The 15,319-nt window shown below is 32.8% G+C and carries 8 protein-coding genes; 3 read left to right on the forward strand and 5 right to left on the reverse strand.

Annotated elements, in window-relative coordinates:
* The first annotated feature begins 199 nt into the window (after positions 1 to 199).
* Positions 200 to 6,673 (forward strand): alpha-2-macroglobulin family protein, encoded by a 6,474-nt coding sequence (locus NLJ00_RS02325; RefSeq protein ID WP_256636090.1) that lies wholly within the window; start codon positions 200 to 202, stop codon positions 6,671 to 6,673.
* 249 nt (positions 6,674 to 6,922) lie between these two features.
* Here the strand turns inward: NLJ00_RS02325 and NLJ00_RS02330 are convergent, their stop codons facing one another.
* Positions 6,923 to 9,067 carry a S46 family peptidase gene (locus NLJ00_RS02330; RefSeq protein WP_256636091.1) on the reverse strand — a complete coding sequence of 715 codons (2,145 nt, stop codon included), beginning with the start codon at positions 9,065 to 9,067 and terminating at the stop codon, positions 6,923 to 6,925.
* 312 nt (positions 9,068 to 9,379) lie between these two features.
* Here NLJ00_RS02330 and NLJ00_RS02335 point away from each other — a divergent pair, with 312 nt between their 5' ends.
* Positions 9,380 to 9,910 (forward strand): outer membrane beta-barrel protein, encoded by a 531-nt coding sequence (locus tag NLJ00_RS02335; protein ID WP_053470811.1) that lies wholly within the window; start codon positions 9,380 to 9,382, stop codon positions 9,908 to 9,910.
* A gap of 117 nt (positions 9,911 to 10,027) precedes the next feature.
* Here NLJ00_RS02335 and obgE read toward each other — a convergent pair whose 3' ends face one another.
* The 4 genes from obgE to hpt form a co-directional block, all read right to left on the reverse strand.
* Positions 10,028 to 11,029, reverse strand: coding sequence for a GTPase ObgE (obgE, locus tag NLJ00_RS02340; protein WP_073486737.1), 1,002 nt, complete (start codon positions 11,027 to 11,029; stop codon positions 10,028 to 10,030).
* Positions 11,030 to 11,175: 146 nt separating this feature from the next.
* A complete protein-coding gene (locus NLJ00_RS02345; RefSeq protein WP_408611614.1) occupies positions 11,176 to 12,450 on the reverse strand; it encodes a hemolysin family protein in 1,275 nt (424 codons plus the stop codon).
* Between the two features lie 203 nt (positions 12,451 to 12,653).
* On the reverse strand, positions 12,654 to 13,226 hold the full coding sequence (locus NLJ00_RS02350) for an adenylate kinase (protein WP_053470808.1): 573 nt from the start codon (positions 13,224 to 13,226) through the stop codon (positions 12,654 to 12,656).
* 75 nt (positions 13,227 to 13,301) lie between these two features.
* Positions 13,302 to 13,832 (reverse strand): hypoxanthine phosphoribosyltransferase, encoded by a 531-nt coding sequence (gene hpt, locus NLJ00_RS02355; protein ID WP_180861085.1) that lies wholly within the window; start codon positions 13,830 to 13,832, stop codon positions 13,302 to 13,304.
* A 185-nt stretch (positions 13,833 to 14,017) separates the two neighbouring features.
* Here hpt and NLJ00_RS02360 point away from each other — a divergent pair, with 185 nt between their 5' ends.
* Positions 14,018 to 15,289 carry a PQQ-dependent sugar dehydrogenase gene (locus tag NLJ00_RS02360; protein WP_256636093.1) on the forward strand — a complete coding sequence of 424 codons (1,272 nt, stop codon included), beginning with the start codon at positions 14,018 to 14,020 and terminating at the stop codon, positions 15,287 to 15,289.
* Positions 15,290 to 15,319 lie beyond the last annotated feature (30 nt).

The following is a 15,319-nucleotide window of genomic DNA, read 5'->3' on the forward strand; positions in this document are numbered from 1 at the left end:
GTTTAATCGTTAAACTGTTTAATTGGTTAATCGAAAAAGCCAATAACTAATAAAACTCCAATAATTATTTTTCAAAAATAAGGAAATATAAAATGTGTTATTTCCTTTTATAGATAAATTAGTACTTTGTACGAAAAATATTTTTAAACCTTTCCCAACCTTTATCGAGAAACTGCCCTCTATAGATAAAAAGCACTTTATGAAAAATATACTATTTGTTTTATTATTGATTTCTACCACAATATTTGCACAGCAAAATGATAAAAGATGGGACAAAGTTATTGCCCTTGAAAATGAAGGCAAAGTAAAATCGGCAAACGAAATTGTTTCTAAAATTTACAAAAAAGCAATAAGTCAAAAAGACGAGGTCCAAATGATAAAATGCTTTTTCTATCAATCTAAATATCTACAGGTTGTGGATGAAAATTCACAAACCAAAATTTTAAATAATCTTAAAACCGATATCAACCGAGTTTCTATTCCATCAAAAGCAATTTTGAATTTGGTCTACGCAAAATGTTTAACCGATTATTTCGCCCGAAATAAATATCAAATTGAAAAAAGAACAAATACCGAAGAGCTGGATAATGATTTCCTGACATGGACTGCAAAAAATTTCAATGCTCAAATTGATCTCGCTTTAAAAAATTCTATGGAAAACGAGACTGTTTTAAAAAGCACTTCCCTGACTAAGTACGAAGCTATTTTTGACTATCCAGCCATTGGGAAATTTAAAACTCTTAATTTATTAAATCATGTAATATCAGAAAACATATACCTTCAATCGCAAAAAATTCGCACGTGGGAAATTCAAAAAAGTGATTTTTTATCTTCTAAAAAAGATCTTTTAGGAGATTCAAATGATTTTATAAAATTAAACTTTGATTCTGTTTCAAACGAAAATCTTAAAATCACTTTAAAACTCTATCAAAGACAAGAAATTAACAATTCGACTGCCGAAAATATTTGGGGAAGAATTCAGTTTCTCAAAAAAAATATTTTGGACGCAGATGAAGATTACATTCAGGCTTTAGCTGCTCTTCAAAACAAAACTGACAATGTGCTTTTAATACAAAACATTCAGTTAGAAAGAGCCTCTTTTTTATCTCAAAAAGCCTCAAAAAAAGCATACCCAGATTATAATATAAAAGCAATTGCAATTTTAGACAGCATTTTACAAATTAACAATAAATCAAATGCGTATAAACTTGCCATACAGCAAAAGGAAAACATTTTATATAAAAATTTAAATGTGCAGCTTCAAAAATATGTTTACAACAACGAAAACACGCGCGCTTTTGTTCAATATAAAAATGTCGAAAGACTTAAAATTTCCTTTTTCAAAATTTCACAAACACAGCTTATTAATCTCACAAAATCTTATATCACAACAGATGGCATTAGAGATACAATCATTCAAAAAACAAAACCTGCAATTTCACAATCTTACACCTTAACCAACAAAAAAGATTATTTTGAATATTCAACAGAAGTTTTGCTGCCACAGCTAGAGACAGGCTCTTATTTGGTATATTTTGAAAGTGAATCCGATTCAAGTGACAGGAAAGCTTATGCCTTTGAAACTATTACAGTTTCTGACTTTATAATTTTAGGAACTCAAAATGATACAGCGGAAATTTATCAGATTCTGGATCGAAAAACCGGAAAACCATTAGAAAATGTAAACATCAAATCTCAGTCAATTAGTGTTCTAACAAATAAAAACGGAATTGCGGTTTTTGAAAAGAAAATTAACCAGTATACTTATCAGCCAATTACTGTTTACACACCAAAAGATACTCTTTACATTGAAAACAAATATCTTGCTTACAATAACCTATATAACAACAAAAATGAGGATCAGAATAATTTTAAAGGAAAAGTAGAATTTTATTTAGACCGTGCAATTTATCGTCCGGGACAAACTGTTTACTATAAAGGAATTGCGACACAAAAAACTAAAAACAAATCATCTGTAGTTCCTTTTACAACATTTCAAATTATTGTGGAAGATCCTAATAATACTGAAATCAAAGAAATTGATGTTACAACAAATGAGTTTGGTTCTTTTTCGGGCGAATTTGTTCTTCCAAAATCTGGCCTGACAGGTAGTTTTTTAATTACTGCCGATGAACCTAATGACTATGAAAATGATAAAGTTTATGATAAAACAAAAGATGAGCATCCATTTTGGGATAATGTAGATTTTGAAACTTCCCAAATCGATTTTCAGGTTGAAGAATACAAACGTCCAAAATTTGAGGTAACTTTTGAACCTAAAAAAGAAAGTTTTCAGCTTAATCAACTAGTTAAAGTAAAAGGAACTGCAAAAGCTTTTGCAGGAAGTAACATTTCTGATGCAAAAGTAACTTATACCGTTACCCGACATACGACTTATTTAAGACATTTCTATAATCAGGAAGTTGAAAATGAAGTTTTGGCTGTTGAAGAAACTAAAACTGATGCCTCAGGAAAATTTTCAATTGATTTTACAGCCCTTCCTGCTAAAAATTCTAAGAAAGAACTATTGCCTGTTTTTAATTATGAAATAAAAGCTTCTGTTACTGATATCAACGGAGAAACTCATGATGCCGGCACTTCTATAAAAGTTGGTTACCATGACTTAGAATTAAATGCTGTAATTCCTAATGAAATCTACACTAAAAATAAAAATGAGATTAAACTTTTAAGCACTAATCTCAATGGAGAATTTATGACAATTAAGGGAGAAATAAAAATTTACTATCTCAACCCATTCTCTACAAAATTTAAGGGCAGAGTATTTCCTAATCCTGAAATAGAATCTATTTCAAATTCTGATTTTGAAAAATTATTCCCATACGAAAACAATCAAAATTCAAAAGAAAAAACAACCGAAATCTTATTGTATTCCAAAAATATAGATACACAAAAAGACAAAACTCTTGCTTTAGATTTCATTTCAAATTATAAATCCGGTGACTATAAAATTGTCTTTTCTGCAAAAGATAGTTTTGGAAATTTAATAGAAAACAATTCAAATTTCAGGCTTTTTCAAAGCAGCGATAAATTTGACACAAGTCGTTTATTTAGTGTAACACAAATAAATCAAGATGCCTTAAAAGACGGTTTTGTTTTAATAAAACTAACTTCTGTTCTTCCAGAATTATATATTACTGGGACAGCCAGTTATGAAAACAAATTGTATTCAGAAGAAATATATCACCTTCAAGATCATGAAGCGTTAGTTAAGATCCCGATAAAAAAAGAATTTCAAAATGGGATAATTATTGATTTCACAAGTATATACGAGAATCAAAAATTTGACAATAATGTTTTTGTTATTTTAAAAAGAGAAAAACCAGAATTTAAATTTGATGTAGAAACCTTTAGATCTAAAATACAACCCGGAAGTAACGAAAACTGGTCTTTTAAATTAACCGGAACAGCTGCAAAAAAAGAATCTGAAGTTTTGGCGTCAATGTATGACAGCTCATTAGATCAATTTACCACAAAAAATTGGCCAAGCTTAAATCTTGATCAATACAATATTGGACACAGTTACAAAGCACTTTTAGGTAACGAAAAAACATATACTACAATCCTTAATTTAAATACTCCGTCTAAGCGTATTGAGCTAAAAAATGAAAGTATAAAGCTAATCTGGTTTGGATTTGATTTTGCCCGCACCAGCAATGATGTAATTTATTTACAAAGAGAATATCAAAGACAGTTAACAAAAAAAATAAAAAAACCATTAGATGCTAAATTGATTTCCGGTATTGTAACTGATCGGGATCAATTACCTCTTCCTGGTGTGAGCATAACTATTAAAGGTACACAAAGAAGCACAAGTACTGATTTTGACGGATATTATGAAATTGAAGCAAAAGAAAATGAAGAACTTGTTTTCGCCCATATTGGTTATAAAAATCAATCTGCAATTGTTTACAAAGACAAAACCATCAATTTAGAATTAACAGCAGAATCAAATCACTTAGAAGAAGTTGTTGTAGTTGGTTATGGCACGCAAAAAAAGAAGTCAATAACAGGTTCAATCTCCCAAATAGTTCTTTCAGAAGATAATGCTGTTTATGATTCCACTGGATTTTCACAACAATTGGCCGGAACGGTACAAGGTGTACAAATTAGAGGAGCATCGACAATTAAAGGAGCCAATCCTTTATATGTAGTTGATGGGCAAATAGTAAGCGATATCAAAAATTTAAACCCAAATGACATTTTATCAATTGATGTTTTAAAAGATGAAAAAGCAACCGCTCTTTACGGAAGCAGAGCCGCTAGCGGAGTAATAATTATTACAACAAAAAGTGCATTAGAAGCCTTAACGCAAGTAAAAGCCAGAAAAAATCTTTCTGAAACTGCTTTCTTTTTCCCGAATTTAAAAACAGATTCTAATGGAAAAGTGAGTTTTAACTTTACTTCTCCAGAAGCATTAACAGCTTGGAAACTTCGTCTTTTAGCTCATAACAAAAATGCTGTTTCCGGTTATTTAGAGAAAAGCGTTATTACACAAAAAGAGTTAATGGTTTTACCAAACTTCCCAAGATTCTTTAGAGAAAAAGATACAATTGTTATTAGTACCAAAATCGCTAATGTTACCTCTGAAGCGAAAACCGGAATTGCTTCTTTACAATTTTTTGACGCCGTGACAATGCAGCCAATCGACGCAAAATTGCTAAACACAAATAATATTCGAAATTTCACTATTCCTGCTTATGGAAACACAACGGCAAACTGGACAGTTACAATTCCGGAAGGTTTACAGGGTGTTCAGTATAAAATTTTGGCTAAATCCGGTAATTTTTCAGATGGAGAAGAAAACATCATTCCTGTTTTGACGAATAATATGCTCGTTACAGAAAGTATTCCGGTTTGGGTTCGTGAGAACTCGACTAAAGAATACACTTTCGAAAACCTAAAAAACAATAATTCTACAACATTAAAAAATCATCAGTTTACGTTTGAATATACTTCAAACCCAACCTGGATTGCCATTCAATCTTTGCCATATTTAATGGAATATGAACATGAATGTGCAGAACAAACCTTTGCACGTTTTTATGCCAACGCTTTAGCATCAGAAATAATCTCCAGTAATCCAAAAATTGCGACTGTATTTGAAGATTGGAGAAAAAATGGAAAACCAATTTCTAAATTAGAAGAAAACGAAGAATTGAAATCAATTATTTTGGCCGAAACACCTTGGCTGAATGATGCTCAAAATGAAGATGAAAAGAAAAAGAATATTGCTCTTTTATTTGATTTAGAGAAAATGAAAACTTCTCAGGAAACTGCATTCGATAAATTAAAACAAAAGCAAAAATCATCTGGAGGTTTCTCTTGGTTTGACGGCGGTTATGAAAGCGAATATATCACAAGACATATTCTGGCAGGTTTAGGTCATTTAGCAAAATTGAGTAAAAATGATATTGCAAAAATCGATGAAATCGCCAAAATAGGAATTCCGTTTTTAGACAATAAGTTTTTAAACTACCACAGATTCAGGACCAAAAATTTAAAAACAACCGATAAACTAATCTGGATCAATCCGTATTCTGATCTTCATTATTTTTATACCAGAAGTTTTTATTTAGAAAAATATCCTATTTCTGACACTTTAAAAAAGGTTACTAAATTGTATTTAGAGACTGCAAAAAAAGAATGGCTTGATTATTCACTTTACGAAAAAGGACTGGCGGCTTTAACTTTAAACCGTTTTGGAGAAAAAGAAACTGCTAAAAAAATCATCGAAAGTTTAAAAGAAACTTCTTCAAATAATGAAGATTGGGGAATGTACTGGATTGCCAACAAATCTGGCTGGTATTGGTATCAGGCGCCAATTGAAACTCAGGCTTTATTGATTGAGGCTTTCGCCGAAGTAACTAATGACACCAAATCTGTAGATGCGATGAAAGTCTGGTTGTTAAAAAACAAACAAACCAAAAACTGGCCAACAACAAAATCTACAACCGAAGCTATTTATGCTTTATTATTGCAAGGTACAGATTGGCTTTCTGTAAAAGACAATACAATTATAAAATTGGGTGACGAAAAAATCATGACTAAAAAACTGTCTGAAAATCAAAAAGAAGCTGAAACCGGTTACGTCAAATTAAACTGGAAAGCCGATGAAGTAAAGAAAGAAATGGCTTCTATCAGCATTCAGAATAAATCAAAAGTTCCGGGATTTGGCGGTATTTACTGGCAGTATTTTGAAGATTTAGATAAAATTAAAAATAATTCAGGAGCCGTTTTATCTGTTTCAAAAGAACTTTACCTAAAGAAAAAGACTTTAAAAGGAGATGAATTGGAAAGAATTACAGCAAAAAATTCTTTAAAAACCGGAGACTTAGTTACTGTACGTTTAATTATTACTTCAAAAGAAGATACCGAATATGTTCATTTAAAAGATATGCGCGCTTCTTGCTTCGAACCTGTAAATGTTCTTTCAGAATATAAAGACTCAGATAATTTAGAATATTATATAAGCACAAAAGATGCAGCAACGCATTTCTTTTTTGATGAAATCAATAAAGGAACTTATGTTTTAGAATATGATATTAGAGTAAATAACAGCGGTGAATTCTCAAACGGAATTACAACAATCCAAAGTATGTATGCTCCGGAGTTTGCAAGTCATACAAAAGGAATTCGAGTAAAAGTTCAATAAAAAATTCCAAAGAATAAATTCCAAATTCCAAAGAATGCCGGAAAAAACTATCCTAAAAAACCTGTCGGGTTTACTGAACCTGTATGTCAGGCTGAGCGAAGTCGAAGCCCTTCTTAGCATACGAGCCTTCGACTTCGCTCAGGGCGACAATAAATTTCATAATTACTTTCTGTTAAGTGAGCACATTTAAAAACAAAAAACCCGACAGATTTTAAATCTGTCGGGTTTACTTTTATCCTGAAATTGAGATTATTTTGTAATCGTCAACTCGTCAATAATATTTTTAGCTCCAGCGTATTTGTCAATAATCCATAGTACATAACGAATATCAACGTTAATAGTTCTTTGCAATTTAGGATCAAAAATAACGTCTCCGGCCATAGCTTCGATATTTCCGTCAAAAGCAATTCCAATTAATTCTCCTTTTCCGTTTAAAACTGGTGAACCTGAGTTTCCTCCAGTAATATCATTATCAGTTAAAAAGTTTACTGGCATATAACCTGCTTTATCAGCATATTGACCAAAATCTTTTGCTTTGTTTAATTCTAACAAACGAGATGGTAAATCAAATTCCTGATCTCCGGCTTTATACTTTTTCACCATGCTTTCCATAGTAGTATAATTATTGATTGCAGCATCGTTACGAGGATCTGCAGGTAAAGCGCGAACTTTTCCGTAAGTTAATCTCAAAGTAGAGTTAGCATCAGGATATTGAATCGCGTTTAATTTTGATTCTCTTAAACCTTCAACAAGTTCACGGTAAGCCGTTGCAAAACCATCATCAGCTTTTGCCTGATCATCTGTTTTAGCACGATATTTAGTCAATAAATCATTTGAGATAATATACAAAGGATCGTGTACAATTGCCAAAGGTTTTGGATCAGCCATAAATGCTAATACTTTTTCCTTAGTTGTAAAATAACTAATTTCAGTTGCTTTTGCCACATCAGCAGTAAAGTCACCATTATTAGTCGTTTTCATTTTAGCAATTTCCGGAGCAAGTCCATATTCAGCAGCTTTAGAAGCGTATAAATTCAATTGTGCTGTCAGTATATCTTTTTCAAGCGGAGCATAAAAATTACCGTAGATATTGTCAATCATTGTGTTGATTTTCGGTAACATCTCTGCTCTTTTTGCTTCATTTTCTTTATAGTAAGCTATTAACTCATTTCCTAAATTTGCAGGACCTGTGGCATAAGCAGAAGTACGTAGAAGCTGCGTTAAGTAATTATCGTGACGTGCTTTTAAGTTTGTTTCTCTGTAATAATCGTTAATAGTAGGAATTACATTTTCGTACTTATCTTTATTAGCCGGTTTGCTTGCCCACTCATAAAATTTATCTTCCTGCTCTGATTTAGTATCTACCGTTGCAGCTTTTGTTAAAGCATCGATCATACCCTGACGGTTTTTCCAGTAGTTTGCTGTCGAAGCATATTTAGATGCATATTTCAAACGAACCGTTGCATCTGTATCCATATACTTTTTCATTACGTCCATTCCGGTTTTAGCACCTTCAACCCACGCAGGATAAGCATATTTTATATTCTGCTCAATTCCTCCCGCCGGCATCCAGCGATTTGTTCTTCCTGGGTAACCTAGAATCATGGCAAAATCATTTTCTTTCACCCCTTTAATACTCACAGGTAAATAATGTTTTGGCTGTAAAGGCACATTATCTTTTGAGTAAGCTGCAGGATTTCCGTCTTTATCAGCATATACTCTAAACATAGAGAAATCCCCAGTTTGACGAGGCCACTCCCAGTTATCAGTATCTCCTCCAAATTTACCAACACTTTCCGGTGGTGTTCCCACTAAACGAACATCTGTGTAATCCTGGTAAACGAAATAGTAATATTCATTTCCTTGAAAGAAAGGACGAACAGAAACTGTATACTTTCCGTTTTCACTATTTTCTTTTTCAATTAAACTAATCTCTTGCTGAATGATTTTGTTTCTTTCAGTTTCGGTCATAGTATCATTTACTTTTGATAAAATTCTTTTAGAAACATCGTCCATACGAACAAAGAAACGAACATATAAAGATTTAGGTTTCATTTCGGCACTTTTTTCTTTTGCCCAAAAACCATCTTTTAAATAGTTTTGTTCTGCAGTAGAAAGTTCTGCAATCGCGTTATATCCGCAATGGTGGTTTGTTAAAACCAATCCGCTTTTAGAAACGATTTCAGCAGTACAACCTCCATTAAACTGCACAATTGCATCTTTTAAACTATGATGGTTAATACTGTAAATTTCTTCGGCTGTTAATTGCAAGCCCATTTTCTCCATATCTCTATGGTTCAATCTTTCGATAAACATCAAGAACCACATTCCCTCATCAGCTCTTACAGGAAAAGCCATAAGGCACATGGTCAAGAATAAAACTATTTTTTTCATGTTATTTTGTTTAAGTACTGCGAATATAACTCATTTTCGCAAAAAAAATAAACATTCGATCTAAAAACAAAATATTATAAATAAATATGAAGATGATTTTGCGAAATTCATAATTTGATGAAAAAGAAAAATTATTAGAATATAAAAAGATAATAGTTAATTAAACTTATAAAATTCTAGATTTAATGAAATCATGATTTTAAATCTTAATAAAAATTGTAAAAATTAACTTTCAATTAAAAATATTTAATTTAATCTATTTCTTACAAATAATTATTCCTTTAATTTGCCTTTCTAATTAAAAAAATAAAAATGAAAAAATTATTAGTAGCAGTTGTACTATTAGTGACAACAATGATGAGTGCGCAAAAAGGATCAATTTTGCTTGGTGGAAATGTTGGATTTGGTTCCGAAAAAATTGGAGATGACAAATATGAAAACTTTGAATTTTCTCCAAAAGTAGGATACCAATTTACAGACAAATGGACTTTAGGAGTTGAAGGTTCAATCCTGAACTACAAAGAATCTGGATCTAAAAGAGAAGAAGCATACAGAGTTGGTGCTTTTACTCGTTACTCAGTGCCTCTTTCTGATTTATTTTCTTTCTACACTGATTTAGGAGTGGGATATCAGGAAAGAAGTATTGATAAAACTAAAGGTGTATATGCTAGTTTAACACCAGCCTTATTTATTAATATGAAAAACGGATTTGGTTTAAATTTCAATATTGGAGGTATTGGTTACGACAATCTTAGCGGAAAAGGAATTGCCAGAGAACAGCGTTTTGGTTTTAATTTTGGGCAAAGTGTCAACTTTGGAATCTCTAAAAACTTTGGACTATAATTACATTAGGATTTAAGTTAGAAAGTAAAATCCTTTATACTTTTTGTTTTTTCGCGCAAAAAGTAAAAAACCCGACAATTTACATTGTCGGGTTTTATATTTTATACTAAAACGATATTACTCATTAAGCATTTTCCAAAGTTTATCCTTCAAATCTGTTAAACCCTGCTGTGCAACAGATGAAATAAACATGTACGGAATATCTTTAAACGAAACGTCTAATTCTGCTTTCAATTCTGCTTTCAGTTCATCATCCAGCATATCACATTTTGAAATAACTAAAAGACGTTCTTTGTCCAGCATTTCCGGATTATACTTCGTTAATTCGTTTACCAAAATATCATATTCTGCTTTAATATCCGGCGTATCAACCGGAACTAAAAATAGCAAAGTCGAATTACGCTCAATATGGCGAAGGAAATAATGTCCTAAACCTTTTCCTTCGGCAGCACCTTCAATAATACCCGGAATATCTGCAATTACAAAAGATTGATAATCTCTGTAAGCTACAATTCCTAAGTTTGGTTTTAAAGTAGTAAAAGGATAATCAGCAATTTTTGGTTTTGCTGAAGTTAACACAGACAATAAAGTAGATTTTCCTGCATTAGGAAAACCAACCAATCCAACATCTGCCAGAACTTTAAGTTCCAAAATAACGTCCATTTCTAAACCTGGTAAACCTGGCTGCGCGTAACGCGGTGTTTGGTTTGTCGAACTTCTAAAATGCCAGTTTCCTAAACCTCCCTTTCCTCCTTTTGCAAGAATTCTTTTTTCACCGTCTTCTGTAATTTCAAAAAGTACTTCTCCCGTTTCCTTGTCTTTTACAACAGTTCCCAGCGGCACTTCAATAAATTTATCATCTCCATCTGCTCCCGTGCTTCGGTCTCCTCCACCGTCTCCACCGTGTCCGGCTTTAATATGACGCGCAAACTTTAAATGAAATAATGTCCAGAGTCCTTTATTTCCCACTAAATACACATGTCCGCCTCGACCGCCATCACCACCATCTGGGCCGCCTTTTTCAATAAATTTCTCTCTATGTAAATGCGTAGATCCTTTTCCTCCTTTTCCGGACGAAACATATATCTTAACGTAATCTACAAAATTTCCTTCTGTCATTTTTCTGAATTTCAGATTTTAGATTTTAGATTTTAGATTGCTCTAAATTCTATATCTAAACTCTATTTTATTTACTTTTCAGTCTCAATCCCATTTTTTCAGCACAAACTGCGACTGAAAACTGCTACTGAATACTATTTTCCTTTTTATTCTTTAAGCGCTTTTACAAGTACTTTATCAATCTTTACGCCGTCCATATCGACAACTTCTAAGATGAATTTTTGCCAAATTAGTTTTTCACCTTCTTTTGGAATATGTGAAAGTTCGGTCATAATCATTCCGCTTACGGTATTTACTTCATAATCGTTTGTTAGTTCATCTAATTCGAAATAAGTTAAGAAATCGTGTAATGAATAATGTCCGTCAACCAGCCACGATCCATCTTCTCTTTCTATAAGCTGGAATTCATCTTTATAAAACTCAGATGCATCGCCAACTAAAGCTTCCAGAATATCATTCAAAGTAATTAAACCTTGAAAAACGCCATATTCATCAGAAACCAAAGCGTAATGAACACCTGTTTTTTTAAAATTTTCTAATGCTTTATAAGCTGTTGTCTGCTCCATTAAATATGGCGCATCAGAAATTATAGAAGCAAAATCAAAATTATCGTTCTCGATATTGGCAAATATATTTTTCAGCGTTACAACCCCAACAATGTCATCGTAGTTTTCATTGTAAACCGGATAAACGGTATGCAAATCCTGAACAACCAACTCTTTTATTTTTGTTTTATCAGCATTTAACGGCAACATATCTACCGATTTTCGGTGCGTCATTAACGAACTTACTTTTCGGTCTCCAATGTGAAAAACACGCTCCACAATATCTTGTTCAATTTCCTGAACTTCACCAACTTCTGTTCCTTCTTTAATGATGGCTTTAATTTCTTCCTCGGTAACTTTTCCGTCAGCAGTTGGTTTTATCTGCAAAACATTCAATAAAAAATCTGTTGAAGAAGTTAGTAACCAAATAAACGGTGCCGTGATAATGGAAATAACCTTCATTGGCATAGCAACCATTTTGGCGATCGATTCCGGATAGTTTAATCCGATACGTTTTGGAAGTAATTCTCCTAAAACCAAAGAGAAGAACGTCAAAACTACAACCACAATCCCCACCGCAACCGAATGTGCATATGGTTTTAAAACTTCAAAACCACTCACAAATGTTTCTACATCTAATGTGATTTTATCACCAGAATAAATACCTGTCAAAATTCCAATTAAGGTAATTCCGATTTGTACCGTTGATAAAAATTTGTTTGGAGAATTCGCCAGATCAAGCGCTGTTTTGGCACTTTTGTTCCCTTTTTTTGCTGCTGTTTCCAGTCTATTTTTTCGTGCCGAAATCAATGCAATTTCAGACATTGAGAAAACTCCGTTTAATAGTATTAGAAAAAATATTATTAGTATTTCCAATGTTTAGTAGATTCGTTATTTGTTTGGTTCGTTGTTTGGTATAAATTCTTATTGTTCTTTTTTAGCCCAGATGGAAGTGAAGAGCCCGGAGCTAAAAAAACTAATTTTTCCTGCCAGAAAACAGCGACCAGCGGAAGCTCGTTTTATGGTTTGGAAAAATAGTTTTTTTAGCGAGGACTCGCAACGTACAGCTGGATTAGCTTCTACAAATTATCTATAACTGACGTTAAGCGCTCTGTAATTTCTTCGATAGTTCCAATTCCGTTTACGGCGTGAAACTTATTCTGCTCTTTATAATACCCAATTAATGGAGCCGTTTTTTCGTTGTATTCCTGATATCTTACACGAATTTTTTCTTCGTCCTGATCATCCGGTCTTCCGCTTGTTTTCCCTCTTTCAAGTAAACGCGCTACTAAAATTTCGTCATCAGCCTCTAATGCAATTGTTGCAGTTACGCTTGAACCAATTGTTGGTAAAAATTTATCTAATGCCTCGGCCTGATCTAAAGTTCTTGGATATCCGTCGAACAAAAATCCTGCGCTTTCCGGGTGTTTATTTACTTCGTCAATTAACATTGCTGTTGTTACTTCACACGGAACTAATTCTCCGTTATCCATAAAAACTCTTGCTTTTTTACCTAGTTCAGTATCATTTTTTAAATTAAAACGGAAAATATCTCCTGTAGAAAGGTGTGTTAAATTGTATTTTTCTTTTAAAAATTCTGCCTGAGTTCCTTTTCCTGCTCCAGGCTTTCCAAATAAAACAATGTTAATCATAGTACGTTTGAGTTGTGTGACTTCTTATTTTTTGAAGAAGTTTAAAATGAATATATAGTTGTGTTTTGTTTAATATTATTCTGCTAATTTATATACTTCGGTCAGGTTTCTGCCTAAACCATCATAATCTAATCCGTAGCCAACGATAAATTTATTCGGGATTCTGATTCCGATATAATCTATCTTAATGTCTTTTTTATAAGCTTCTGGTTTAAAGAACAAAGTAGCCACTTTAAAGTGTTTTACATTTTGTGCTTTAAATAAATGTTTTAATTCTTCAAGCGTATTTCCTGTATCGATAATATCTTCGATAATAACAACGCTTCTTCCAGACAAATCCTGATTGATCCCAATCAATTCTTTAACTGAATTTGTTGTTTCAGTTCCTTCATAAGAAGCCATTTTGATAAATGAAACCTCGCAAGGACTTTTATATTTTTTCAGGAAATCGGCAGCCACCATAAAGGCACCATTCAAAACTCCAATAAAAATTGGAGTATCATCTCCAAAATCATCTTCTACCTGTGCAACTAATTTGGTTAAAGCAAAATCAATTTCCTTAGCCGAAATAAACGGAACAAATTGTTTATCGTGAAGTTGTATCATTATTTTTAAATTTAAAATAATGGACAAAGATACAGAATTACAACCAATCTGCCCACATGAAAATAGAATCGAAAGATGACTTTTTTACGAATGTTAAATATCAGTTAATAATTACAAAATCGTTCTTGCAGCTACTTTTTAATTTACTAAATTGTTGTTGAATAATCATTTAACTCCAAATATCAATGAAAAATTTCTTACCACTATTTTCTATATCATTGTTAATTTTAATGACTTCCTGTAACGGACAAGTTAAAAAAGAAGAAAAAGAAGCACTTGCAAAACAACCGGGAAATGTTGTAAAAACTGCTGTTGGCGACATTACACTTCCGCCGCCATATGCCACTGAATCTAAAACGAATAACAGCAAAGTTATTGGATGGCCAAACGGTGTTACGCCAAAAGCTCCTGAAGGATTTACGGTTACGAAATTTGCAGACGGTTTTGAAAACCCTCGCTGGACTTACATTGCGCCAAACAGTGATATTTTTGTTGTTGAAAGCGGAACACGCGCCAGTAAAAATCAAATCACGGTTTTGCGTGATAAAGACAAAGATGGAAAATTTGAAACTCGTGAAGTTTTCATTAAAGATTTAAATAAACCTTTTGGAATGTTGGTTTTAAAGGACTTTTTCTACATTGCAAATACCGACGGATTATATCGTTATCAATATAAAAATAATCCTTTAAAATTAGAAACAAAAGGCGAAAAAATTCTTGAACTTCCTGCGGGAGGTTACAACAATCACTGGACCCGAAATTTATTAGGCAGTCCTGACGGAAGCAAAATTTATGTTTCTGTAGGTTCAGGAAGTAATAATGCCGAACATGGCGTTGACAAAGAAGTGCGCCGTGCCGGAATTCTAGAAATTAATCCTGATGGAACCGGCGAAAAAATTTACGCTTCGGGTCTTAGAAATCCTGTTGGAATGGATTGGAATCCTGTTAATAAAGAGCTTTGGACAGCTGTAAATGAACGTGATGATTTGGGCGATGATTTAGTTCCTGATTATATTACGAGTGTAAAAAAAGATGGTTTTTATGGATGGCCTTATTCTTATTTTGGAAGTATTCCTGATCCGAGAATGAAAGGCGAAAGAAAAGATTTGGTCGGAAAAGCAATTGTTCCAGATGTTGCCGTTGGTGCGCATACAGCATCGTTAGGATTGGCTTTTTATACTAAAGATGCATTCCCGGCAAAATATAAAAATGGCGCTTTTGTTGGGCAGCATGGTTCATGGAACCGCTCTAAAATTTCAGGTTATAAAGTGCTGTTTGTTCCTTTTAAAGATGGAAAACCATCGGGAAAACCGGAAGATTTTTTAACTGGTTTTGTTTCAGATGAAAATAAAGCTGAAGTTTACGGACGTCCGGTTGCAGTTACGGTTATGAACGACGGATCGCTTTTAGTAAATGATGACAGTGGAAATACGATTTGGAAGGTTACAGCTAAATAAAATTCCAATTCTGTACAGATAATTTAAACA

The sequence above is a fragment of the Flavobacterium panici genome (genome assembly GCF_024499525.1).
Lineage (GTDB): Bacteria > Bacteroidota > Bacteroidia > Flavobacteriales > Flavobacteriaceae > Flavobacterium > Flavobacterium panici.